Source organism: Paenibacillus sp. 7541 (assembly GCF_002276395.1).
GTDB classification, from domain to species: domain Bacteria; phylum Bacillota; class Bacilli; order Paenibacillales; family Paenibacillaceae; genus Paenibacillus_AQ; species Paenibacillus_AQ campinasensis.
Genome location: NZ_NQLZ01000006.1, coordinates 61292 through 85972, shown reverse-complemented (window position 1 = coordinate 85972; position 24681 = coordinate 61292). Strand labels below are relative to the sequence as shown.

Here is a 24681-nt window from a genome sequence, read left to right as displayed (position 1 = left end):
CCGACCGATCACATTCATGACTCGCCAAATACTTCAGAAACTAATCGCTGGGTGAAGATATTGCCTTGAATTCTACATGCCTTGCGATGCTTAGCTCTTGTGTGTAATGCGGACGTCTATAAGTCGGATCACCGGTTCAAACCCTGCATCAAGTAAGCATGAGCGGCGTGTATCATGCAGGGGAGCGGAAGTTTCCATTGTTCCGACCGATTGTTCCAATGATTTTGTTGTGATAAACGTATGAGACATATCATGTTCTCCTCTGCGTGGAGTGGTTGGTCAGAGAGTCAAGGGTGTCTCTTTTTACATTTCATAGAACTGAATTTGGGCAAGTAAAGTTAATCAAGCTAAGGGGTGGGGGTTTCATGAAACAGGCAAGTAGGTTATAGTGACAAGTGGAAAAATAGAGTGGAGGAGTTAAGCATGGTCAAACAACGCAAAATTTTACTAACCGCAACTATTGTCTATACCATTATTGTACTTTATTTTATGTTCTTCGCTTTCGGCAGAGGAGAGGCTTCGGAGCAAATTTCCAGCTACACCTTTATTTTCATGCCCGAGAACTTTATTAGTTTGCCGTCTCCAGCTGATCTCCTGCATCCCAACCTAATGAGTATGGTGGCTTTCGGGAACACTATTGCGTTTATTCCTTTCGGTATATTGATTCCATGGCTATACCGGGTCAGCTTTGTCCGGTTCATCATCTTATTCTTCATCGCGATTCTTGTGCTGGAAACGATCCAGGCCCTTACATTCCTGGGCAGCTTCGATATCAACGACGCTCTTCAGAATTCGATTGGAGCAGCCCTCGGTTTTGGGGCGTACAAGCTTGGTTTCCGTTACCGGAGCCTCGGGCGCAATCTGGTGGCAACGGCTATATCGGGTATGGTTCTTTTTATAGCTTTATGGGGATTAGGGGCGGCGGTAGACAAAATAACAACTAAAGTAGAGGGTCCGTTTGTGGCGATCACTGAATGGACGGACAACTCGGGCAATTCATCCACCGGAGACAAACCGGACAGTATTCAAATCAACGGACAGAAGATACCGCTCCGCTATAACCTATATGGCGCTGAAGGCGGAGATTCCAGAACGTTCACGTACAAGTCTGAGGGACAGACGATTTTCTCCTTCGATTACGGATGCCCCGAACCAACGGATTATTCCGGTAGTATCAGTGTTACTCGGGATGACAGGGAGATCATGAGCAATTCTGGAGAACTTCAGCGTACTCATCCTGATCTGTTCCCTTCGCTATTCAAGATTCCGCTTGAGCCGGGGGATGAGCTGAAGATCACGATTAAGGGCGACATGAAAGCATGGGATGTCGGGTATACGCGGATGCAGTATTTCTGGAACTAAGTGCTTAAAGGGATTTCGCCGCCATTTTATCATGAATAACACCTAGCGTTTGGGTTTTCAAGCGCTTTTTTTACTTTTGAGATCGGGATTTTCAGAAACCTGGTTATAACCTAGGCTGGTTGGTTGTCCAATTGGGTATTTTAAAGGAGCTGAAGGTCTGGAGAACGATCGGCTCCTCCGCTTACCGAGTATATCGCTATGAAGGGAAGCTCAATCTCTTGGAAAATGCCGCCCTGCTCCTATGTTGGAAAGAGGGAGATGGCTTTGAATCTAAGCTGATGAAGGCCTTTCTGAGCACGGATATTTCACTAAGCAATGAAGAGATTCTATGCTATTACAGCAAACGTTGGGACATTGAAACGTATTTTCGAACTGCGAAAGTACAACCGGCCATGGATCGTTACCAGGTTCGATCTACTCAGGCGATTGATCGTTACTTGACCCTGCTCATGTTTTCTACGTTATATTACCAGTATGACAGCCAAGGAAGTTTAAACGATGGGTTACATCACTACCGTATCCAGAAAAAGCACGACATGATTGAATATATTTACAACCAAGCCAAAAGTGAGGCAACATTAGACCAAATTAAAACATGGCTAAGCGTTGCATAGGGATACTGTCAGCTCTTAAAACTTACAAATTATTGAAGCGATTATTGGCAGGTACAGTTAAAGAAAATACAAGAGCGAAATCCCGTGTAAAAAAGAAAACGCTCTTTTTGTGTTAATGGCGATAAAAAATGGCTATTCAGACCTCGCTGCGGCATCTATTGATTTGAAAATCTCCGTTGTTACCTTATGGATCATCTTTACATCTTCGCTCTTCTTCCCTAATAGAAATTGATAGTGGACCTCAAGGACAGTTCTGGTCTCAAATTCCTGAGAATCTGGATCGATTTCTCGAAAATCTAAAAGATTTCCTGGCTTTATGTTAAGAGCGTCCATGATTTTTTCCAATGAATCAATGGATAGATTTCTTTTTCCAAGTTCAACTTCGGTTAAATATGAGGTTTGTTGCCCTGTTATTTGGCTTAATTGAAGTAAGGTCAGATTTTTTTTATTACGTATGCTACGAATTTTTTCACCGATCAGTTTTTTTAAATCAGACATCGATTTACAACCTCCCTGCTTATCCTAAGGGTAAGTGTTTCAATCGAAAAAATACATAACATTATAAGTTAAATATATTGACTCAATTGGGACTGCGTATTAGTGAGTTGATCACTATTTATAGCGCCTCAATCAAGCAAGTAGGCGGCGATACGATGCTAATTTATTCAACTGGAAAGTTGAGTCCCGAACCAGTAGAGGTTTCAAAGCCAGCGAATCAACTAGTAGTATACGCATTGGATAAAATCAAAGAATATGCAGTGCCGTTACAAAAGGAATCAGGGCTTCCATATTTGTTCCTGTCAAGAAATAGAAGCAAAAAAGGCTACCCGGTTGGATTGGCTTCGCATTCAAATTGGAATAAGAATCATTTGCGACCATGGATTAAACAGCATAATATCCGAGATAAGAACAACGAATTAATTGATTTTACTAGCCATACATTCCGTCATGTATTTGCAAGCTACGCATTAAAGGGTGGGGCATCGATAGAGGTGGCGTTACAGCATATTTGCCATCCTCCCACCTAAACCTTGTGGAACCTTTGTAACCGTCAAGTCCTTTTGATTTTCAAAAAATTAATAGTAAACATTACGAAGTGGTTGACATATAAAAGTAGTCGCTGTTACAATATGCATGAGTTAATCGTAATGATTACGATTAACATCATTTTGAGTGAAGTGTTGTATGAATCAAAAGACAGGAGGTTCAAAGTGATGCATGCATACAAGCGGCAAAATTTACTTCGCCAATGGAGCGGAGGACTGCTAGCAGGAGTTATGTTCGTATCCGGTTGTGCAGCGCCGTCCAATCCTGCGAGCGACAATAATCGTGATGCATTGGAGTTATCGCCGTCAGCGGAGTCTAGACCTGTATCTGTTCATGATGCGGAGGAAAGGGAGTCGTTTCTCACGTTCGAAGACGACACTGGAAGGGAGATTCGGCTGCCTGAGCAACCACAGCGCATCATCGTCCTATCGCCGCAGCTATTGGATTTGCTTTATTCGGTTGACGGTCACGCCATTGCCCACGCCACATCACCGGGTGGAACGGTGCCGGATGAGGCGGAGCGAATCGAAGAAGTCGGGGGAATGACGACCGTCAATACGGAGAAGCTACTTGCTTTAAAGCCTGATCTCGTGATCGGCTCTGTGGTGTTTCACCGTGAGTTAACGGCGATTTTGGATGCGAGTAACGTGCCGTTCGCCCTGTTCAATCTGAGTACATATGCAGATTTGCAACAAAAAGCGGTGTTGTTCGGTCAGCTCTCTGGGACGGAAAACAAAGCTAGGGAAGCACTTGCCGATTTGGATCAGGAAATTCGTGAATGGACTGCCCGGGTACCGGCCAGTGATGCACCAACTTTCATCATGCTGAACGTGACCCCTAACAGCCTTTCTGTGCAGCGGCAAGATACCGTCGGAATCGAGGTCGCAACTATGCTGCATATGAACAATTTGGCGGAAACATGGGAAGCAGCAAGCGACAGTCCGTCGACTGCACCATTTAGTCTGGAAAAAATCGTCGAGCTAAATCCGGATTATGTTTTTATTCTGATCCACGGGGCGCGAGAAGATGGGGAGAAGAAAATTCAATCCGATCTGGCCAGCCAACCTGCATGGACATCGCTGCGTGCTGTGAAGGAAAACCGTATGGTCATCTTGCCGTCTGATCGGTTTCTCTCAAACCCGGGATTTCGATTAAGTGAATCAGTCGAATATTTGGCTAAGCTTGTTTATCCGGATACATATGAGAATGGTCATTAATGCTTTCCGTATTCCGATGTCCAAAGGCATTCTTGTCATTGTCGCTTTGACGGCTGCGGCAATCCTCGCTACTGGATTCAGCATCGGTACCGGAGCAGTCCGCATTTCGTTGTCAGAGATTTGGTTATATGTCTTTCACGGTTATGACGGTCCAATGAAGGAAATTGTGTGGAACATTCGGCTGCCTCGAACGTTAGTGGGCATGCTCGTTGGAGCTAATCTGGCACTGTCCGGTGCGCTCTTGCAAGGCGTGATGCGGAACTCGCTGGCAGATCCGCACATCATCGGCGTGTCATCTGGAGCAGGATTATTCGGCATCATCGTTCTCATTTTATTTCCTCATCTATGGTCGATGCTGACACCAATCGCTTTTCTTGGCGCTTCCGGAGCTGCTGCCATCATTTATTTGCTTGCCTGGAAGGACGGTGTACAGCCGGTGCGCCTCATACTTGCAGGCGTGGCCGTGTCCGCCTTTCTCGGCTCCGGCATCTCCGCATTGTTAATTTTCTTTAGCGATCGGGTGAACGGTGCCCTCGTGTTTATGGTTGGCGGCTTGTCCGCCAAAAGCTGGCCAGAGCTTGAAATCATTCTGCCTTATTCGCTCATTGGCATGAGCCTGGCGTTCATTGGCAGTTCACATTTGAATATACTTGCCCTTGGTGATTCCAATGCACGCGGCCTCGGCTTGTCGGTGGAAGCAGCTCGCTTCTTCCTGACGGCGCTCGCTACCTTGCTTGCCGCAAGCGCGGTCAGCGTCGTCGGCCTGCTCGGCTTCGTCGGTCTGATCGTTCCGCATTCAGCCCGCTTGCTGATCGGCAGTGATTATCGGTTCTTACTTCCTGCATCCGTGCTGCTTGGAGCGGCCGTTGTGACATTTTGCGATACACTCGCCCGCTTGATGTTTGCTCCTTTGGAGCTGCCGGTCGGCATTATGATGGGAGCTTTGGGGGCGCCGTTCTTTCTATATTTGCTAAGGAGGGAAGCGAGATGACGTTGTTACGCTTGGAAGACGTGTCCGTGAGGCTTCACAACCGTACGGTGCTGGATTCGCTGAATTGGCAGGTGGAGGTCGGAAAAATTTACAGCATTATCGGTCCGAATGGCAGCGGCAAAAGCACCTTGCTCAAAACTTGCGCCGGTCAATTAAAGCCTGCGCAAGGAAAGGTGCTCTTGCAAGGCAGACTGCTCGACAGCTATCCCCGTCGGCAGTTGGCACGGCATATGGCAATGCTTCAGCAAAGTCAAGCATCTCTGCCGGACGTGTCCGTGCGTTCGCTGGTCAGTTACGGACGTTTTCCTCATCAGCCTGTATGGGGCGCAAAGCGCAAGGAAGACGAGAAGATTGTCGAATGGGCCATGGCTCAGACCGGAACGCTACCCTTCGCGGAGCGAAAGCTGTCTAACTTATCCGGCGGAGAACGGCAACGCGTATGGATTGCCATGACCTTGGCACAGCAATCGGGGCTCATCTTATTAGATGAACCGACGACCTATCTCGATGTCAATCACCAGTGGGAGGTTATGGAGCTAGTCCACGATCTGAATCGCAAATATAGCATTACGATCGTCATGGTCCTGCACGATCTCAACCATGCTGCAGCTTGCTCCGATGAATTGTTGGTGATGCGAGCTGGCGAAATGTATGCCAGCGGACCGCCGGAGCAAGTCATCACCGATCGCATGCTGCGCGATGTGTTCGGTGTGAGAGGGAGCGTAGGAAGGGATGATCGAAGCGGTCGCATGCATTGCCATATCGAAGGGCTGCTTGAGGCGGTTGATTTCTCAGCTCAACCCGCAATCGCAGCAGTCAAATAACGAATGTCTAAAACATTTACAAAGGAGAGGATCAACATGGAGGGGAAAGCAGACGTATATCCGTTCGCGGCAATCGTCGGACAGGACTTGATGCGCAAAGGGCTGCTGCTTAATCTTGTCAATCGGAAGCTCGGCGGCATCTTGATCCGCGGGGAGAAAGGCACAGCCAAATCGACGGCCGTACGCGCAATCGCGGACTTAATGCCGGAGCTGAGCGTCGTGAATTTGCCCGTACATGCTACGGAGGATCGCGTCGTCGGCACATTGGATATCGAGCATGCGATTCGAGAAGGAGAGAAAAAGTTCGAGCCGGGACTGTTAGCGAAGGCGCATGGACATATTTTGTACGTGGATGAAATCAATCTACTCGATGATGCGATCGTCGATGCGCTGCTCGACGCAGCAGCCATGGGGGTGAACACCGTTGAGCGAGAAGGCGTCTCCTACTCGCATCCGAGCCGCTTTATCTTGATCGGTACGATGAACCCGGAGGAAGGGGAGCTGCGGCCGCAGCTGCTGGATCGCTTCGCGCTTTCAGTAGAGGTGAATGGGGAACGAGATGTGGAGAGCCGAATGGAGGTCATTCGCCGGCGCCTAGCATTCGAAGCAGATCCAGACGAATTCCGAAGACGTTATGAGCCGCAACAACTAGAGCTTCGGGAACGGATAGAACGAGCGCGTCAGCTGCTCGAGCAGATCAAACCGTCCGAGGAGTTACTGAAATGGACCGCCGCAGTCGGCATTCGGCTGAAGGTAGACGGACATCGTGCGGATATCATGTTAATGAAAACCGCCATGGCGATGGCTGCATTCCAGGGAAGAACGCAGATCGTGGCAGACGATATGGTAGAAGCGGCGATGATGGTGATGCCGCATCGCATGCGCAAGCGGCCGTTCGAAGAGGGAGCATATGACCACGAGACGATACGCGAGCTGCTCGGCGACCTTCTGTCCGAGGTCACCCATGCAAGTTAAGCCTCACTTGTATCCGTTCTGTGCTGTAGTCGGTCAAGAACGTGCGCAAAAGGCGCTGCTGCTTCATGCTGTAAATCCGGGATTAAAGGGGGTGCTGCTGGCAGGCCCACCAGGAACGGCGAAGTCCACGCTCATCCATGGTGTTACAGAGCTTCTGCCGGAACTTAACGTCATTAACATTCCTTTGAACGTGGATGAGGAACGGCTTTGGGGCGACTGGGATATGGCAGCTGCTGTCCGCAGCGGCAAACGAACGTTTGTACCCGGCTTGCTTGCAGCTGCGGATGGGCACATCGTCACGGTAGACAATGCGCATATCATGCCCGAAAGGTTAATGAAAGCGGTCCTGACTGCTGGCGACAATGTGGCGGGCGAGCCCGCGCATGGGCATGTCCGCAAGAGCTCTGAGCGAAGAAGTGGCCTTGACAGTGCAGCATTCTGCTTGTTCGCAGCTATGAGTCCGGACGATAGGAAGCCGCTGCCGGCGATGTTTGATCGCTGCGGGCTATATGTGCGACTGGAAACCTCGGCGGACCTTGCGGAGCGAACGGAAATCGCAAGCCGCTTGCTCGCCTTCGAACAAGATCCTGAGTCGTTTCGCCTAGCTTATGAATCGGAAACGAAGGAATTGAGAGCACGTATCGCAGCGGCTAGGACTCGGCTGCCTGCTGTACATATTGATGGAGAGCTGCTACGTTTGGCTGCCGAAATCGCTGAGGAAGCTGGCTGTCTGGGACACCGCGCGGACATCCTGCTGATCGAAGCGGTCCGTACGATCACAGCTTGGGAGGGTCTTAGCGAGACGACACAGGAACATCTGCAAGAAGCGGCGGGCTTTGTGCTGCCGCACCGGATGCGTGCAGCATCTCAACCGGAAGTGTCGCGAGGGAAGTCGCCTGGAGACTTGCCGGATCAAGAGCAAACGAAGCATGATTCGAATGGCGATCATCCATCACCAGGATCGCATCGCGATAAGGAAAGCCAAAGAGAAAGCCAAGCGGAAGGAGAGAATAATGCGACAAACGGCGAGCAAGTTGACCGGTCACAATTCGCTTCGCCTGCACAACTTGGGGGCGACCACAACGGCGAAGCCGATAGTAGACAATCTCTTTCCTCAGAGGCGCGGGCTGTAGTGGAAGCCGTTGGACGGGAAATCGCTGTGCAGCCATTCGTCTTTACCTCGCCGCATCCAATGAAACAAGCGCAAACTGGGAAACGAAATCAAGCGTCAGTAGGAACGGTAAACGGTCGATATGTGCGGGCTGCGATGCCACGCGGCCCTCTAAGAGACATTGCGTTTGATGCTACGCTTCGTATGGCGGCTCCCTTTCAGCGGATACGTAAGCAACAAACAAGTTCTTATAACAAGAATTTAAAGCTATGGATTGAGCCGAGAGATGTGCGTGTGAAGGTTAGGGAAAACAAGACAGGAACTGCTTTGCTATTCGTCGTCGATGCCAGCGGTTCGATGAATGCAAATAAGAGAATGAAGGCTGTCAAAGGTGCGGTATTGTCTTTACTTCGTGATGCGTACCGGCAGCGTGACCATGTGGGCTTGATTGCCTTTCGCGATCAACAAGCTGAATTGCTGCTCGGGTTGACACGCAGTGTAGAGCTCGCGGAACGCAAATTGAGGACGCTGCCAGCTGGCGGGAAAACTCCGCTAGGTATTGGACTGGAAAAGGGACTTATGGCGATCCGCCCTTTGTTAAATAGAAGAAGTGGACTCATCCCCGCGATGATCGTCATGACCGATGGAAAGGCGAACGTCAGCGCAGAAGCGGCAGGTGATCCATGGCAGGAAAGCCTGCAAGCTGCACAACGCATCGCAGCGGCTGGCATACGCACACTTGTGATCGATACGGAGGATGGTGTAGTACGATTCGGCTATGCCCGCAAGCTGGCGGAAGCGATGCAAGCGCGGTATTACCGGTTAGAACAATTGGAGGCTGGGAGTATCGAACGAGCTGTACGGACGTTGATCTAAAAATAATGATTTATGGATTACGGAAAGGAGGATGGCGCGTTGAAGCTATCCATACTCACAAACGGGGAAACGACGTTGTCGCATTTGTCTGAAGCATATCAATTGCTTGATCAAAATCAGAAAAATCAGCTGTATCTGACCATCATCGATTTAGGGAATCGGAAGATCGACGAGCTTGAGGACGTGGAAGCCACGCTTGTTGGAGCTGACCTTGTCATCTTCGATGCACATGGCGTCCGCCAGGACGTTGTCGAATGGTTGAGTAGCCTGCTAAGCAAAGGGACGGCTCATATCGTTCCGCTTGGCGGCAACTCCGCTGAGATCGCTTCGCTGCTCAGGCTAGGCAGTCTGACCTTTGCAAATTTGCCTAGACAAGAAGGGCATACACATGCGGCAACGTCCTTGCCGCTAGAAGGAATGGATGAGGGTAAGGCGGATTATGAACACTACGTTCGATTTACCGAATATTGGCGGGGCGGAGGTACTGACAATTTGCTCGGTCTGCTTTGTCTGGCAGGCCGTGAATACGGCGGCTGCCATCTGTTGCCGGAGCCTAAGGAGCCGGTATATGTTCGGGAGTTAACGATTATGGAGCCGAGCAGTCGCACGGTTTACTCGTCTGCAGCCAGCTACCGGCAAAGCAATCGCTACGACGAAGGTCGGCCGAATGTCGCGATTTTATATCTTGGGAATAGCAATCCGCTCGATACCGCAGAATGTATTGCGCAGCTTAAGGAACAATTGGAGGCTTTCGTGAACGTCATGCCGATCGCGTTTCCTTCAGTGATGAACATTCCGCTCGACCGTCTGCGCGAGTTGCTACTTGGCGACGGTCACCAAGTCGACCTTATCGTGAACCTGCTGCCTTTCCGACTTGGGATTGGTCCCGGCGGAGGAAATCAGGACGGGGCTGTGCAGATGCTGGAACAGCTCGATGTGCCGATGCTGCATCCGCTATTGTTGAACAGTAGAACGGAACAAGAATGGAGACAGTCTGCGAGTGGACTTGAGCCTTCGTTGCTACTCGTTCAGGTCATGCTTCCGGAGCTTGACGGGAGCGTGGAGATGTTTCCGATAGCGGCACTGCAGGAAGAAGGAGAAGACGCCGAGCTAAACGTTCCGCTAAAGCGACTTGCACTTATCCCTGAACGGACAAAACGCTTGACAGATCGCATCCGCCGCTGGCTTGCCCTGCGGAGCAAGCCCAATGCAGAGAAGAAGCTGGCGCTCATTGGCTACAATTATCCGCCAGGCGAAGGAACGGTGTTCGGCGGTTCCTTCTTGGATACATTCGAATCGATAGCACGTTTATTGAGCTGGCTGAAGCAGCAAGGATATCATACCGAGGAACTGTCAGCGGCGGAGCTGCGTGCCAGATTTATAGAGGGCGGTCTAGTCAATTCCGCAAAATGGTCTGATCCTCAAGCTTCGAGTCAGTTGATCCGTTATGCGGATCCCCATTTCACACAGAAGCTATCCGGTCGTTCATGGGGAGAAGAAGCGATAAGCCGCTGGGGTCAGCCGCCTGGTGACATCATGACGGACAACGGCTCCTTTCTCATACCCGGTCTAATGATCGGCCAAGTGTTTATCGGCCTGCAACCTTCACGCGGTATCCATGAGGATCCAGAGAAGTCACTGCACGATCGTTCGTTACTACCTACGCATCAATATACTGCGTTTTATCAATGGATTCGTGAACAGTTTCAAGCGGATGCCATCGTCCATATCGGGACACACGGCACCTTAGAGTTTCAGCGGGGGAAAGAGGCCGCTCTGTCTGGGGACTGTGTACCGGATGACTTACTCGGGGATTTGCCAAATTTGTACTACTATTACGTAGGGAATCCGTCCGAAGCGATGATCGCCAAGCGGCGCAGCCATGCCGTATTGATCGGCTATCAGGCGCCGGCTTTTACTGAAGCTGAGCTGTATGGCGAATGGCGTGAGCTTGAAGCCTTGCTGCACGAATATCGTGAAGCGAAGCAGCTCGCGCCGGAACGATGTGAGGCGATTCTACAAGAGCTGCAGGCGGTAGCGAAGTCGCTTGACTTCTCCGCGGAGACCGTAGAACACATGGAGGAGGAGCTCTATCGCATGCAGCGTTCGCTCATCCCTAGTGGACTGCATGTGCTTGGCGACAGCTATTCTCCTGAAGTCGCTTTGAACCATATGCAATTCGTGCTTCGCCACGAGCGGGGAAATATTCGCTCAATTCGCGGACTGCTCGCTGAACGTCAAGGCGTTCGGGCGGATGCGCTAACTTCGGGCAAGCATGTGAGCTTGCTGCGCCAGCTCGATGAGGAAGCGAATGCGTTAGTGACCGCTTATGTGTCAAACAAGGCAATCCCGGACATGTATAAGAGTGAACATCCAGATTGGCTTAAGCAGTTGGAAGCTTCGCTCGAGTACGGTTACGAAGCTTACCTAAGATCATTGCAAAATGAGGAAGCGGAAGGGCTGATGCGGGCACTGGAGGGTCGGTACGTTCCAGCTAAGCTCGCTGGGGACGTGCTGCGAACACCTGAAATAATGCCGACCGGACGCAATCTGTACCAATTCGATCCCCGCTTAGTGCCCAGCCGTACAGCTGCTGAACGAGGGGCGATTGTCGCCGAAAACTCCATACAGCAATATCGCGAGCAGCACGGGGACTACCCGCACACGACGGCGGTCATCCTCTGGGGGATTGAGACGTCGCGCACACAAGGGGAAACCATCGGGCAAATCCTGCATTATATGGGGGTTCGCATTGGCGGGGGAGTCGGAACGTTCCGTACTGAATATGAAGTGATCCCGCTTGCGGAATTAGGCCGACCGCGCTTGAACGTCATGGTGCATATTACTGGGGTTTTTCGCGATTTGTTTCCGAATTTGCTGGAAGATTTACATGAGCTATTCCGGAAGGTATCGGAGCTGGATGAACCTGATGAACTCAATTGGTTCAAGGCCCATACACGAAGTATGGAGGAGGAGCTGCTGGCTGCTGGATATGAGGCAAGTCAAGCGCATGACTTAGCGTGCGCCCGCATCTTCGGCCCGGCAGAAGGCGAGTATGGCACGACGGTGACGCGGATGATCGAGACGAAGCTATGGAACGAGGAGTCTGAGCTCGGAGCGGCATACTCTGACAGCCAGCAGCATGTATACAGCGCACTAGCGCGAGGACAGGCGGAGCCGGAATTGTACCGTTCACATATGCTGGCGGTGGATATCGTGTCGCAAATTCGCAGCAGTCATGAATGGGAAGTAACGGATTCTGACCACTATTATGAGTATTTTGGCGGCTTGGCAAAGTCTGTGGAAGTGATGAAAGGTCGTAAAGCAGACATTCATATTACGGATACGACAGGGGAGCACATCAAGACAGAATCTGCTGAACATGCGATTGCACGCGGAGTAAGGACTCGCTTAACGAACCCGAAATGGATCAACGATCTCTTGAAGCATCCTTATCATGGTGCAAAGGTAATGGCCAGCCGATTCGAGTATGTACTGGGACTTGCAGCCACGACTGGAAAAGTAGAACCTTGGGTATTTGATCGACTGCATGACGTCTATGTGGCTGATGAAGAGCTTGGTCAGAAGCTGCAGGACAACAACCGCTGGGCTTACCATGCGATGATCGAAACATTGCTGGAAAGCGAGCAGCGAGGGTACTGGACACCGGATGAACAAGTTCTGAATCAGCTGCGGCAGAAATACCTAGAGCTTGAAGGAGAGTTAGAAGGGGAATGAGAACAGCTTGAGGCTTAAGCTGAAATCCATTTACATTTTACATTAAGAAATGAGGTGTTAAGCTAGATGATCGAAATGTTACGCAACGAAGCTGCTTGGGAAAAAGCTTGGAAGGACGACCAAACGACAGGTGTAAACTTGATGAAATCACTAGGGATCGAGCCGAGATTCACTTTTGGCGCCATCGCGGCCCAAAACTACAATGAGCAATCGTTCAACGATGAAGGAAGAAGACGGTCAGCACGTATTATCGGCTGGTTGGAAAATCAAGGCGTAAATTTTAATGGCGCCTCTGTCCTCGACATCGGAGCGGCCTCTGGAATATTTTCTATTCCCTTTGCGCAAAGAGGAGCAGATGTGACCGCCGTTGAGCCGTCGCTTCCGTTCACAGAACTATTGGAGCACAACAATCAAAAATGGGCCGACGGTAAGGTAAAGATCGTGCGCGCAGCCTTTGAAGATATGGATACGAAGACATTAGGCTGGAACCAAGCTTTTGATTTTGTCTTTGTGTCAATGTGCCCAGCGATCACAGACTGGGAGATGGTGGAGAAAGTGATCAGCTGCGCTCGAAAATTTTGTTATATCAGCTTGGCAGCAGGTCCTAAAGAACACAGCCTCACCCTTGAAATATTACCGCTGTTAAACCATTCATACAACAAGCATCAAAACTCCGAGATGATGTATTTGCTACAGCTGCTTTATCTAAAAGGGTACGCCTTTCATTCACTCGTCACAAAAGAAATGAAAGCCAGGGTTGTGTCTCGTGCGGAAGCCATTCAAGAGGTTTTACATTGGCTTAACTTTTACAATTATCCAGTAGATGAGAATACGCAGGCCATCATTGAAGATTATCTGGATCAAACTTATCCTGGAAAAACGATCCCAATCAAACAAGGAGGGCGCTTCGGCAAAGTGCTCATTCAGTTAGAAGAGCAAAGCATGTTTACTTATTCATGAGGATGAATCAACCAAAGCGCCTACATCAGATGAGTTCCCGCATAAGGGACGCGTTGTACGAAACAATGGCGGTTCCGGAAGAGCGGGAATTTTTGATCCAGATGGGCATGATATTCAGGCGGATGAAGAAAGAGGCGTGTACTTTGATTGTGTTTGCCTTTGAAAAACAACACTTATCATATTAAATGGAATGGTCATTGCGCTTGTTGGCATGTTAAGTGGTTTAGTCGCTTCTTATGAATTGGGTACACCACCCGGCGCTCAATCACATTAATTTTAATGTTGATTTTTTCAGTCATAACACTTGCAAAGTACATGTTAGATTACTTGAAATTGGATAGACTATTTAATAAAAGTCAAGTCTAGAATGAAATATGCAGAAAATGACAAATCGAGTTTACGCCGTAGATTTGCCATTTTGAAAATAAGCCCATGCATCATACTGAGTAATCACTTCACCTATGGAAAGTTAAACTAAAGTGGAAGGGAGTTAATCATGAAGGAAGTTGATGTTGTTATTATTGGAGGAGGTCCTGCAGGTTTAAGTGCTGGACTTGTGCTAGGACGTGCTAGAAAGAAGACATTGATTATTGATGAGGGCCAACCGCGTAATGCAGTGACTAGAGAGGCTCATGGCTTTTTAACACGTGATGGCATTAGCCCACATGACTTTCGAAATATTGCAAAAGAGCAGCTTCGCACTTATCCATCGGTTTCACATCTGGAAGATATCGTCAAGTTGATAGAAGGGGAAGATGGACAATTTTTGTTGGAAACTGTTTCGGGGGTGAAGATAGCCACTAGAAAACTGCTGTTTGCTATCGGAATGAAGGATCGTGATCTTGGTATACCAGGGTTGGCGGAGGTCTATGGTAAGAGTGCGTTTGTATGCCCGTATTGTGATGGCTGGGAACTAAGGGATCAGCAATTAGTTGTCATAAACAGAGGAGCGACATTAATGCATTTTGTCCCATTGCTTTCTGGGTGGTCGAAGCAGTTAGTAGTTTGTACAAATGGTCCCGATGAATTGAGTGAAGCAGAACGTGAAGAATTGCGCGCACATAATATCCCGGTATTTAATGCACCAATACATTCAATCCAATCAAATCAAGGCATGGTAAGCCATATCAAGCTTGAGGATGGGACGGAAATTTCGTGCACAGGGATTTTCTTCAAGCCGGAATTGGAACTTGGATCGGATTTGCCAGTTGCCCTTGGTTGCCGGATGTTGGATACTGGAATCATTGAAGTCGATGAGTTTGGAAAAACTAGTGTACCTGGTGTTTATGCAGCAGGGGATGCAACTACACACTTACACCAATCTATTGTTGCAGCTGCTTCAGGTGCTGTATCCGCAGCTGCAATAAACGGGGAATTAAATCAAGAAGAATGGCGGAAGAGCAACGTTTGATTGAATAACCATGAACACTTTACGAGCCTTCCTCACCCAAGTATCATGCTCATAGAATAAACTTCAAGGGTGAGGAATAACTATGAGGTCTTCAAGACATAATAGGTTAGTCAACTTTATCCTTTATTTTAAGAGAACCCACACCAATAATTGCTCCCAATATCACTAAAATTATACTGGCTATTATTTCATATCCTTGCAATGCATCGATGTAATTGACGAGAAACCAACTTGGTCCCCCGCCTGCCAATCGATTTATGATACCTCCAACTCCCTGAAGCAATAGAAGTAAACTTGCACCGCTTGCAATCTCTTTCATAACGCTACATCTCCTTTTTACATAACGAATATCAAGATAGAACTCCCCTGATGCCAATATTGAATAAAATCGCCCCAATAACTGCCACTCCGACTAATACAGAAGACAACGGAGCTTTTACTAATTTTGATCGCAGTTGTTCAAGCTGATTCATTATCCAGTTTTTACATAGTATAAACACGATCAATAGTAAGATTGAAGGAAGTACCATAATCGCGTTATAGCCAAGTAAAATGCCAATGGACAAACCCGTATGAAACGCTAAACCATCCATTAGTAATATCGAGTAAAAATACGGTAAAGCTGTGGTAAACTCAATCGCAAAGACAATAATACCGAGTATGATCATCCCTCTTATAGACACTTGCGTAGGTAACCATTCCAAAAATCGGGATTCCATCCCTTTTTTAGGATTATAAAAACTAATGAATACAAAGGCGACTCCAAGTATCGTATAAAACCAACTTGAAATTTGATTGTTCGCCATGCTTTCTATAATACCAAGAATTGGCCCAACTCCGAGATAAACCAAGATACCCATTATAAAATAGCAAAATTGTGTCGAAAATAAAAAAACGATCAATCGCGATGCTGTTTTTTCTTTTTGTATGAGAAGGATATAAGCTGTAATCGCCAATACCCCGGGGCTTAAAATATCAATGACAGCACAGAGCACAATAATGAGGAGTGCTGTTGTGAAATCTATGTTGGCAGGAATTAATGATTCAATGATTTCAATCACCTAAACATCCTCCTTATTTATTCATTTATTTCGCGCACTGTGATAAAATAATAATAACACAGTGTGTTAAATAAAACAAGAGGTGATTTGAAGTGCCGAAAATTGTTGATCATGATCACAAAAGAAAGCTCATCGCTGAAACGGCTTGGAAAATTATTGAAACCGAAGGTATTGAAAAAGCATCTATCCGCAGAATCGCATCTGAGGCTGGAATGTCTGCCGGAGCATTGAGACATTATTTCTCAAACCAGGATGAGTTACTATTATTTATCATGGATTATTTTCTTGCTCGCGGGAAAGAACGGTCGAAGAATAAATCATGGTCACAAGACCCTTTCATTGCGGTACAGGAAACGTTGTTAGAATTGGTTCCTGTCGATCGGGATAAACAAGCTGAAGCTGGCGTATGGCTGGTTTTCGTCATTCGTTCACTTACAAGTGCAGTTTTGAACACGAAAAAAGATGAACTCATCGAAGGAGAATACATTTTAATGGAGGCACTGCTTGAAATCTTGATAAAGGCAGGCTATGTAAAAAAAGACATAGATATTGAAATCGAAAAATTAAGGCTTTCTGCAGTCATTGAAGGTTTATCCATACATGCTCTATTAAGACCGGATATATTCACCATTGAAAAAACGGAACAAATTATTACTCACCACTTAAAAGAACTTTGCAACCAATAAATATTAAGTTAACATTTGATTCGAAATAAACCTTGTTGAAGAAATCGACAATGAAAAGAAGCAGGTCCCACTATAAAAGCCGAAGGAGTCAAAAAGTTTTTTGTCTTTTTCTAAAAGTCTTCCAACGAGTATCGAGTTAAGCGAACCAATAGCTGCTGACGCCGTTTAAAGGGTCGAGGGCAAGGTATATGCTTTGGCTTACATATACGCTTGTGGTATATTAGAGAGTTCTGCGATTCCATATCTTATCTGAGCGGTGTGGAATATTTGACACCGTATCGTGACCATTCGACAATGGCATCTGCCAGTGAGGAAAGGCTTCAGAAACGTTTCGAGCAAGAGGCCGAACGAATTCGTTCAATACTTGGCAACAAGGTTCTGCAATTAGAGCATGTTGGATATACTTCGGTGCCGGGCCAAGCCAATCATCGATATGTTGCTGGTAGTAGAGAATTCAGCTGACGAAACGGCCTACGTTTCCGACTTTGAGGAAGAAGGGTACACCCGTCAAAAACAAATGTAGCCTACTTTTTCAAATGGCCGATGACGTGACGGAGTCCCTCTAACAGCACTTCGTTTGTTGATTTGAATCCCTTCTCTGTGGAAGAATGGATCCGAGAGAAGAGGTTGACGGGTTGCTTCTGCGGGGCGTCAAACCGACTATTTCCGTGACCGAATAACCCTTTTCAATCTTGTAATCTTTACTCGAGCTGTCTCTGACCTGCCCCAACGCTTCGAATGCTCGACCATACGGTTTGATCACATCGGAGTCGTCCTCCAGAATTAACGCGTCCTCATCAAGTGCATTCACCATTTATTTCGCATAGCGGGTGGTGAGCGACGGAGACGGTCGTTGCAGATTCTGACTTAATCGATCAATTGTATTCTTTACCTGAATGAATTCATTCAAGGCGACTGCGATATTTCTAAGAATCACACTTTTGGACTTCAACAGACAGTAAATGGTTTGGGTAATAAATTTGGATTCGACTTGACCAGATTCGGATACCAGGTCTTTTGCAAAATGTATCGTTTCCCGTTTTGTTACATACACATCTGTGGTGGAATGGAACATGTTAAAAACCCCTAATAATTTACATTTTTGTTTAGATTAATTTTGGCGGTACTTAAATTATACCAATCAAAGGGAGGTTTTTTGCTGTTTTCAGGTAATATTTCTCACTTTTCATCTCTGTTTTGGGGGATTTTCTTAAGATACACACCTCCGTAATTACATGCCATTCATTTTTGCGGAAACTCAATTAATTAAATTGGTTTACAAGTAGATTTATGCATGATAAAATATATATTATTCAAAAATGAACGGAGGTTCACGAATGCAATATTTAAAAGAGGAAATTAAAAAACGAATCTTAATAGCTGCATTGGATGAATTTAAAGAGAAGGGTTATTTAAGTGCATCCGTTAGAAATATAGCCAGTAACGCAGATACTGCATTAGGTACAGTGTATAAATATTTTAGGAATAAGGAGGATTTGTTTAATTCTGTAGTAGAATCGGTTTATAGCGATTTGTTTGCTACGATCAATAAAATTATTGTTGCTGATGTTAACCCTAATGAAAAATTGATTGAAATTAAAAATAGGATTTTGGACATTTTTAAAGGAAACAGTAAAGAAGTCTTAATTCTTTTCGGTAAGAGTAAGGGATCTAAATATGAGAACTTTAAAAACGAGGTCGTGGATGTTTTTCATAATATTATTCAAAAAGAAATATTCTCTCGTTTTGAAGATAAAAGCATTGTGAAAGAACCATTTATTTTCTATGTCCTATCAACAAACTTTGTAGAAGGATTATATACCATTTTAAAGACTCAAGAAGATGGGGAAAAAATTAGCATCCTCATTGACCAGTTGATGTTTTTCTCATTTCACGGTACTGAAAGCCGATTTAAAGAAATGTCTCACATTTAAATAATGTGGATATTTTTTTGAAACAAAAATGAACAATCGTTCATGGTGTTTATTTTATCAATTTGGTTGTTTTAGCACATATACAGACAGGAAATACAGGAGGAGATTACATTGGCAAAGTATCTTTATAAATTAGGAAATTGGTCAGCAACACATAAAAAAGCGGTACTTTTTGGCACTGTAGGAATTTTGATGATATTAGCAGTATTAGTACTGAGTTTAAAACCATCTTTTCATGGAGAACTAACTATTCCCAATACACCTGCGGAAAAAGCAGCCAATTTGATTAAAGGAGAATTTGCAGGTACTTCCGAACAATCAACTGTAAACATCGTATTTAAAGCACCAGATAATAGAACGTTGGAATCAGAGGATGTCCAAAGCAAAATTACGGAAGTACTTAATGAAATAAGTAAAGATTCGAAAGTAGCAAGTGTTCAATCACCGATAGAGCTGAACAACTTAAATGAAGATAAAACAATTGGTTACGCACAAGTTACGTTTGCGTTAGAAGCTGACAAAGTGTCAGAAAAATCGAAAGAATACATTTTGGATAGTATTGAAATAACAAGAGATGCAGGTATTCAGACAGAAATAATGGGAGGAGATATTACCTTCTCTAGCATACAGTTTGAAGGAATTTATGAAGTAATTGGAGTAGTGGTTGCATTTATTGTATTAGCAATTACTTTTGGTTCATTTATTGCAGCAGGCTTACCAATTCTTATAGCGGTATTAGGTTTAGGAATTAGCTTATTAGGTATTATGATTGGTGCCTACTTTATTGATTTGAATTCTATTTCTATAATTCTAGCAGCTATGTTGGGTTTAGGGGTAGGTATTGACTACTCACTATTTATTATTACACGATTCAGACAAGAATTGGCAAGGGACATGCCATCAACAATTCAATTTCAATAGCCATAGGAACATCTGGAAGTGCTGTAGTATTTGCAGGTTTGACTGTTATTATTGGACTATTGGGTTTATCTGTAGCTCAAATTCCATTCTTAACCCTTATGGGTGTTTCAGCCGCTATTAGTATACTGGCAGCCGTGCTTATTTCGATTATTACTTTACCAGCAATTTTAGGTATGATAGGCCACCGATTGTCGCCTGCAAAGGAAAGTAGATTTTGGCAAAAAATCAATGGTCAGAATAGAACAGACGAAGAAAAAGCTAATAGATGGGGGAGATTGGTTACTAAACATCCTATCATTATATCGCTAGTATCCATTGCATTCCTTGCAATTCTTACAATTCCTTTCTTCCATATGAATTTGGGGCTACCATCTGATGGAACAGCTAAATCAACGGAAATGACGGAAAGAAGAGCATATGATTTACTAACGGAAGGGTATGGAGAAGGCTTTAATGCACAATTAGTTGTTGCTGCAAAAGTTAGTAAAGTAACAGAGGAAACACCTCAAGTTATTGGAGAAATAGTGAAAGAAATTAGTGATTTAAAAGATATTAAATCTGTATCACCACTTATACCTGGACCTTCCGGAGAAATTTTTATGATTCAAATTACACCAGAATCCGGACCGGATGATATAGAAACAAAGGATTTGGTAAATCTTATTAGAGACAAATCTAAAGAAACAGAAAAAGAACATGATATTGCTTAATGGTAACAGGTAGCACGGCTATGAACATTGACATATCACAGCAATTGAATGATGCCTTACCATTATTTGCATCCTTAATAATTGGTCTTGCTTATATACTCTTAGTAATGGTCTTTAGATCACTATTAGTACCGTTGAAAGCAGTAGTTGGGTTCTTACTTTCATTAGGAGCAACATTAGGATTTATGGTATTTGTTGTTCAAGATGGGCATTTCATTAATTTCTTTGGATTTCCATCGGAATCTCCAATATTAGCCTTTTTACCTGTTATTACAATAGGGATATTGTTTGGACTAGCTATGGACTATGAAATATTCTTAGTTAGTAAAATGAGAGAGAGTTATATGCATACTGGAGATAGTCGTAAAGCTATTTTATATGGAATGAGAGACAGCGGTAGAGTAGTAACTGCTGCAGCTTTTATTATGATGGCAGTATTTTTCGGATTTATGATGAATCCTGATGCGATGATTAAATCAATTGGAATGGCACTAGCCTTTGGAGTATTCTTCGATGCGTTTATTGTCAGAATGACAATAGTACCTGCTGTAATGACTCTAATGGGAAAATCAGCTTGGTATATTCCGAAGTGGTTAGATAAAATTCTTCCTAATATAGATGTAGAAGGAGAGTCTATTACGCATAAAGAAAGAAATGAAGAATAAATCAAGAAAGTAGCATTCTGCAGCTTTCCAGAATGAAGACAAACTCCCGATGCGATGCATGTTGAATGTTGCTCACTGTTAATTAGTTACCCCTGAAAAAATCAGGGTTTTGATCAAAAATAAAAGGAATTCACTGCCTCAAAATGGAATTAGTTATTGTCCAGATAACCATCCAAAGGGGGGCCGAATTCCTATGCTTATGAATTCTTCATTGCCCCTCAAAATCCTTTTGAGGTGAGAAAAATGTTGAAACTTCGTGAAGAACAAATCACATTGTGGGATTCCATCATCTCTGAGAGCGTATGGTCGTTGCCTGAAGAACTGGCTAAAATAGATGCCTTGCTGGATGATGAACGTTTCATGCAGCCTTTTCTAGAGAAGCATCACACCCTAAGGGGCCGTCCGACCAAAGCGATTGAAACCTTCCTGCGTCTCATGTATCTGAAGCGTCGCTACAATTCCGGTTACGAATCCCTCGTGCAGGAAGTAGGCGACAGTCTGACGTGGCGGCGATTTTGCCGCATACCCATTGACGAAAAGATGCCTGATCCGACGACCTTGATCAAAGCGCGCCAGCGCTATGGCGAAGAATGGGTCGAACAACTCAATGAGCTTTTGCTTCAAAAACTGGATGAAGCGAAGGTGCTCAAACACCGGAAGCTGCGGACGGATACCACCGTAGTCGAATCGGATGTACATCATCCGACCTATGCGACCTTGCTGCAGGATGGCGTAAAGGTCATCACTCGCCTGGTAGGCAAGATCCGGAAAGTGGCGTCCGAAGCGACCCGGAACTTCGAGGATAAAAACAGTGAAGTGAAGCAACACATCCTTTCGATCGCCAAGTTGCTGCGCCGGCGCACGCAACAGTCATGGGACGAGCTCAATGCCATAACGGAGCAAGTCGCTGCGATGACGGAAGACGTATGTCAGAAATCAACAGCTGTTATGAATCTTACAAAGGATAAAGGTAAGGCGTCCGTCAAGGCGATGAAAGAGAAGTTAGGTGAAGCTATTACCTTGACCCAAAAGCTCGTCGATCAGGCCAAGCAAGTGGTATCCGGAAACCGCATTATTCCAGATCGGATCGTCAGCTTCTTTGATCCTGAAGCACGCCCGATCAAAAAAGGGAAGCTATCCAAGAGCGCGGAATTCGGATACAAAGCGCGAATCGATGAAACCGAAAATGGGTTTGTAACCGGCTATGAGTTATACAAAGGTAACCCCTCGGACGACGAAATGCTCGTTCCCGCCGTGGTACAACATAAAGAACGATTTGGCTCGGTGCCCCGTGCTGTGGCAACCGACCGCGGCTTCGGCAGCAAGAAAAATGAATCGACCCTTGCAGAACTGGGTGTAACACGAATCAGCACCCCATTCTGAGGGAAGAAGAGCAAGAAACGTGCGGAACTTGAGAAACAGTTATGGTATAAAGATTTGCAACGCTTCCGCGCTGCAGGTGAAGCCAAAATCAGTTTACTGAAACGCAGGTACGGTTTAAACCGCAGCCGGTACAGGGGCTTTGTTGGCTCAAAAACCTGGATCGGCTTGGGAATTTGGGTTCATAACCTCAGAAAAGCCGCTCAGATGATCAAATAAGGCAAAGAAATGGAATACAAAGGAAATATGTCCACCTGAAAATTTCAAGGAGAGTAGAGCGAACTCTAAATTCGAATTTTTCAGGGGTAACTAATTAGAAACGAAAAGTAATCCTGAATTTCGAACGTACAGCTCCGTGGAAACGTGAAAAGGGCTCCAAATCTTTGGTAGAATGGTGTTTGACTGAAACACATCACCCAAAGAGAGGAGCACCTTTTAGGTGAAGTCTACCACACCCGTCAGCAAGATCAAGACTGAATTTTCCTTGGAGAATGCCACCAGCTTCGGAGGCATCAAAATCTTTCTGGAATACCTTGAGAAAATAAAGCTCTCCGAAGCGTTACGTGACATCTCTTGCGGCAAAGGACGAAATTCTCTCTTTCCGATTTACCGCATTCTGCTTTATCTCATCGTGGGTTGGATGCTCGGCTGCGAGCGGCTCTTTCATTTTCGCAAACTATAGCGCGACTAGCTTCTGAAGCGATTTCTTGGCGGGCGATGCCCACACCATACCTTGCTGTACAAAGAACTGATTCGATTGAGAACATCTTGTCCTAACTTGCGGTTTGAACTGCGAACGCTCAATCAGACCGTCATTCGGCCCTGCCTGCCGTCTAAACTTGTCCTTGATCTGGATTCGACGGCGGAAACCGTATACGGCGATCAAGTCGGCGCAGAGAAAGGAAAGAACCCGCACAAGCCCGGCCGCAAAAGCTACCACCCGCTACTGACATTTGAGGGGCAGTCTCGCCTGTGCCTGAATGACTTCCTCCGATCTGGGAACACGCATGCCTCTACGGATGCTGCTTCATTCTTAGACAACACGTTCGAGCTCCTTGGCGGACGTTCGGTGAAATATGCCCGATTCGACAAGGGCTTCGGCGGCGAGGAGTTCTATAGCCTGTGGGAAGGCAAGAACATCGGCTACGTCGGCAAGCTGAAAAGGACGCAGCGCCTTGCGGCGCAGGTGCAGCCTGCCGGTACTGGAAACGATTTGTCGATGAAGACTGGATTATCGAAGGGATAACGCTCATTTACAAAGCGACATCCTGGAAAAAGCCCCGCCGCGTGGCGATCATTCGCAAAGCGCAGGTAATCGATGACGGACAGACCCGCTTGGTATTCGACACCGATCGGCAATACGAAGCGATCGTGACCAATCTGGACTGGGAGCCGATTGACCTGTGGCGGTTCTACAACCAGCGCTGCTGTATGGAATATTACATCAAGGAAGCCAAGAACGGGTTTTCGATTGACCGGATTGCGACCAGCGATTTTGAGGCGAACGAAGTTGATCTGCTCATCAAGCTGCTGGCGTACAACTTGTTCGAGCGGTTCAAGCGTGACTGTTGCGAGCCGGTTCATCAAGGTTACACGATTGCCCGTTTCCGGTTCGTTATTTAATAGGGAAACCTTCACACATACTGAAATTCCGCCTGTCATCATTCTTTAAAAACGTTGGGAAGGATATTAAATGACTACAAACAATGTTTCAAGGTTTTGGAAGTTAATATTTGTTGCCTATGTTTTTTTTCTTCTGTGGTTTGTTGTAGTAAAACCTATTGGTTTTATTGATAGAATACAATCCATACTTGAAAATAGGAGTATCGGGATCTGGAACTACAATGTAGATCCTTTTCGAAGTATCTCAAGTTATTTCCGTTTTAAAACGACTCCATTTGCCTTCATAAATATTTTGGGTAATATTGTTACGTTCTGTCCATTAGGATTCTTAATCCCTACTATTTTTACAAAGTACAGGAAACTTTCTAAGACTTTGTTGATTTGTTTAATCAGTATAATTGGGATCGAGAGTTTCCAATTTGTCACAATGTTAGGTTATTTTGATGTTGATGATATCATTTTGAATATGACAGGTTGTTTAATTGGATATTTTGTTTATAATGGGTTTAGAATATTAGCCAGGAAAATAGCTAAACCTGAATTTCGAAAGTAACAACTCTATGAATACGTGAAAA

The 24681-nt window shown here is 45.8% G+C and carries 17 protein-coding genes and 5 pseudogenes; 19 read left to right on the top strand and 3 right to left on the bottom strand.

The annotated features are described in order from the left end of the window. Positions 1–423: 423 nt before the first annotated feature. Both CHH75_RS05005 and CHH75_RS05000 read left to right on the top strand, forming a co-directional pair. The gene (locus tag CHH75_RS05005; protein ID WP_095397594.1) at positions 424–1362 is read left to right on the top strand and encodes a VanZ family protein; all 939 of its coding nucleotides are present in this window, start codon (positions 424–426) and stop codon (positions 1360–1362) included. A 131-nt stretch (positions 1363–1493) separates the two neighbouring features. Next, the gene (locus CHH75_RS05000; protein WP_095397593.1) at positions 1494–1976 is read left to right on the top strand and encodes a hypothetical protein; all 483 of its coding nucleotides are present in this window, start codon (positions 1494–1496) and stop codon (positions 1974–1976) included. Between the two features lie 132 nt (positions 1977–2108). Here CHH75_RS05000 and CHH75_RS04995 read toward each other — a convergent pair whose 3' ends face one another. Further along, a complete protein-coding gene (locus CHH75_RS04995) occupies positions 2109–2474 on the bottom strand; it encodes a helix-turn-helix domain-containing protein (protein ID WP_055109574.1) in 366 nt (121 codons plus the stop codon). Between the two features lie 77 nt (positions 2475–2551). On the opposite strand from CHH75_RS04995, the gene CHH75_RS04990 reads away from it, so the two are divergent. The 9 genes from CHH75_RS04990 to CHH75_RS04940 all read left to right on the top strand — a co-directional run bounded on the left by CHH75_RS04990 (position 2552) and on the right by CHH75_RS04940 (position 15126). Then, the gene (locus CHH75_RS04990; RefSeq protein WP_074048690.1) at positions 2552–3004 is read left to right on the top strand and encodes a site-specific integrase; all 453 of its coding nucleotides are present in this window, start codon (positions 2552–2554) and stop codon (positions 3002–3004) included. A 102-nt stretch (positions 3005–3106) separates the two neighbouring features. Continuing rightward, entirely contained in the window at positions 3107–4240 is a 1134-nt protein-coding gene (locus CHH75_RS04985) for an ABC transporter substrate-binding protein (RefSeq protein WP_055109570.1), read from the top strand. Beyond that, complete coding sequence (locus CHH75_RS04980) at positions 4224–5231, top strand: FecCD family ABC transporter permease (RefSeq protein ID WP_095397592.1); 1008 nt, start codon at positions 4224–4226, stop codon at positions 5229–5231. Before CHH75_RS04985 ends, CHH75_RS04980 begins: the two co-directional genes overlap by 17 nt. Then, entirely contained in the window at positions 5228–6055 is an 828-nt protein-coding gene (locus tag CHH75_RS04975) for an ABC transporter ATP-binding protein (protein ID WP_007130966.1), read from the top strand. The genes CHH75_RS04980 and CHH75_RS04975 overlap by 4 nt, the downstream gene beginning before the upstream one ends. 36 nt (positions 6056–6091) lie before the next feature. After that, on the top strand, positions 6092–7030 hold the full coding sequence (locus CHH75_RS04970; RefSeq protein WP_095397591.1) for a magnesium chelatase ATPase subunit I: 939 nt from the start codon (positions 6092–6094) through the stop codon (positions 7028–7030). Continuing rightward, positions 7020–9017: a VWA domain-containing protein gene (locus CHH75_RS04965; RefSeq protein ID WP_176475467.1), complete on the top strand. Its 1998-nt coding sequence runs from the start codon at positions 7020–7022 to the stop codon at positions 9015–9017. Before CHH75_RS04970 ends, CHH75_RS04965 begins: the two co-directional genes overlap by 11 nt. A 39-nt stretch (positions 9018–9056) precedes the next feature. Continuing rightward, positions 9057–12755 (top strand): magnesium chelatase subunit H, encoded by a 3699-nt coding sequence (gene bchH / locus CHH75_RS04960; RefSeq protein ID WP_095397589.1) that lies wholly within the window; start codon positions 9057–9059, stop codon positions 12753–12755. A gap of 66 nt (positions 12756–12821) precedes the next feature. After that, on the top strand, positions 12822–13715 hold the full coding sequence (locus tag CHH75_RS04955; RefSeq protein ID WP_095397588.1) for a class I SAM-dependent methyltransferase: 894 nt from the start codon (positions 12822–12824) through the stop codon (positions 13713–13715). A gap of 496 nt (positions 13716–14211) precedes the next feature. Next, entirely contained in the window at positions 14212–15126 is a 915-nt protein-coding gene (locus CHH75_RS04940) for an NAD(P)/FAD-dependent oxidoreductase (protein ID WP_095397586.1), read from the top strand. Between the two features lie 106 nt (positions 15127–15232). Here CHH75_RS04940 and CHH75_RS04935 read toward each other — a convergent pair whose 3' ends face one another. Beyond that, positions 15233–15445: a hypothetical protein gene (locus CHH75_RS04935; RefSeq protein ID WP_054819294.1), complete on the bottom strand. Its 213-nt coding sequence runs from the start codon at positions 15443–15445 to the stop codon at positions 15233–15235. 31 nt (positions 15446–15476) lie between these two features. After that, on the bottom strand, positions 15477–16187 hold the full coding sequence (locus CHH75_RS04930) for a GAP family protein (protein WP_095397585.1): 711 nt from the start codon (positions 16185–16187) through the stop codon (positions 15477–15479). 92 nt (positions 16188–16279) lie between these two features. On the opposite strand from CHH75_RS04930, the gene CHH75_RS04925 reads away from it, so the two are divergent. The 8 genes and pseudogenes from CHH75_RS04925 (at position 16280) to CHH75_RS25510 (ending at position 24659) form a co-directional block, all read left to right on the top strand. Next, positions 16280–16873: a TetR/AcrR family transcriptional regulator gene (locus CHH75_RS04925; RefSeq protein ID WP_095397584.1), complete on the top strand. Its 594-nt coding sequence runs from the start codon at positions 16280–16282 to the stop codon at positions 16871–16873. A 294-nt stretch (positions 16874–17167) separates the two neighbouring features. Continuing rightward, positions 17168–17378 (top strand): annotated as a pseudogene (locus CHH75_RS04920) (GrpB family protein); the annotation flags it as partial. A gap of 832 nt (positions 17379–18210) precedes the next feature. After that, positions 18211–18807 carry a TetR/AcrR family transcriptional regulator gene (locus CHH75_RS04910; protein ID WP_176475466.1) on the top strand — a complete coding sequence of 199 codons (597 nt, stop codon included), beginning with the start codon at positions 18211–18213 and terminating at the stop codon, positions 18805–18807. A 192-nt stretch (positions 18808–18999) separates the two neighbouring features. Continuing rightward, positions 19000–20438 (top strand): annotated as a pseudogene (locus CHH75_RS25520) (MMPL family transporter). Continuing rightward, positions 20435–21103, top strand: a pseudogene (locus CHH75_RS25175) (MMPL family transporter); the annotation flags it as partial. The pseudogenes CHH75_RS25520 and CHH75_RS25175, both read left to right, overlap by 4 nt. 243 nt (positions 21104–21346) lie before the next feature. Further along, positions 21347–22702: pseudogene (locus CHH75_RS04900) on the top strand (ISNCY family transposase). Positions 22703–22922: 220 nt separating this feature from the next. Beyond that, positions 22923–24094, top strand: a pseudogene (locus tag CHH75_RS25515) (IS1380 family transposase); the annotation flags it as partial. Between the two features lie 82 nt (positions 24095–24176). Next, complete coding sequence (locus CHH75_RS25510; RefSeq protein WP_095397582.1) at positions 24177–24659, top strand: VanZ family protein; 483 nt, start codon at positions 24177–24179, stop codon at positions 24657–24659. Positions 24660–24681: the final 22 nt, after the last annotated feature.

Coding starts and splice junctions, on each gene's coding strand:
- CHH75_RS04940 (WP_095397586.1), top strand. CDS start 14,212: ATGAAGGAAGTTGATGTTGTTATTATTGGAGGAGGTCCTGCAGGTTTA.
- CHH75_RS04965 (WP_176475467.1), top strand. CDS start 7,020: ATGCAAGTTAAGCCTCACTTGTATCCGTTCTGTGCTGTAGTCGGTCAA.
- CHH75_RS04975 (WP_007130966.1), top strand. CDS start 5,228: ATGACGTTGTTACGCTTGGAAGACGTGTCCGTGAGGCTTCACAACCGT.
- CHH75_RS04970 (WP_095397591.1), top strand. CDS start 6,092: ATGGAGGGGAAAGCAGACGTATATCCGTTCGCGGCAATCGTCGGACAG.
- CHH75_RS04985 (WP_055109570.1), top strand. CDS start 3,107: ATGCATGAGTTAATCGTAATGATTACGATTAACATCATTTTGAGTGAA.
- CHH75_RS25510 (WP_095397582.1), top strand. CDS start 24,177: ATGACTACAAACAATGTTTCAAGGTTTTGGAAGTTAATATTTGTTGCC.
- CHH75_RS04955 (WP_095397588.1), top strand. CDS start 12,822: ATGATCGAAATGTTACGCAACGAAGCTGCTTGGGAAAAAGCTTGGAAG.
- CHH75_RS04980 (WP_095397592.1), top strand. CDS start 4,224: ATGAGAATGGTCATTAATGCTTTCCGTATTCCGATGTCCAAAGGCATT.
- CHH75_RS04910 (WP_176475466.1), top strand. CDS start 18,211: ATGCAATATTTAAAAGAGGAAATTAAAAAACGAATCTTAATAGCTGCA.
- CHH75_RS04935 (WP_054819294.1), bottom strand. CDS start 15,445: ATGAAAGAGATTGCAAGCGGTGCAAGTTTACTTCTATTGCTTCAGGGA.
- CHH75_RS05005 (WP_095397594.1), top strand. CDS start 424: ATGGTCAAACAACGCAAAATTTTACTAACCGCAACTATTGTCTATACC.
- CHH75_RS04995 (WP_055109574.1), bottom strand. CDS start 2,474: ATGTCTGATTTAAAAAAACTGATCGGTGAAAAAATTCGTAGCATACGT.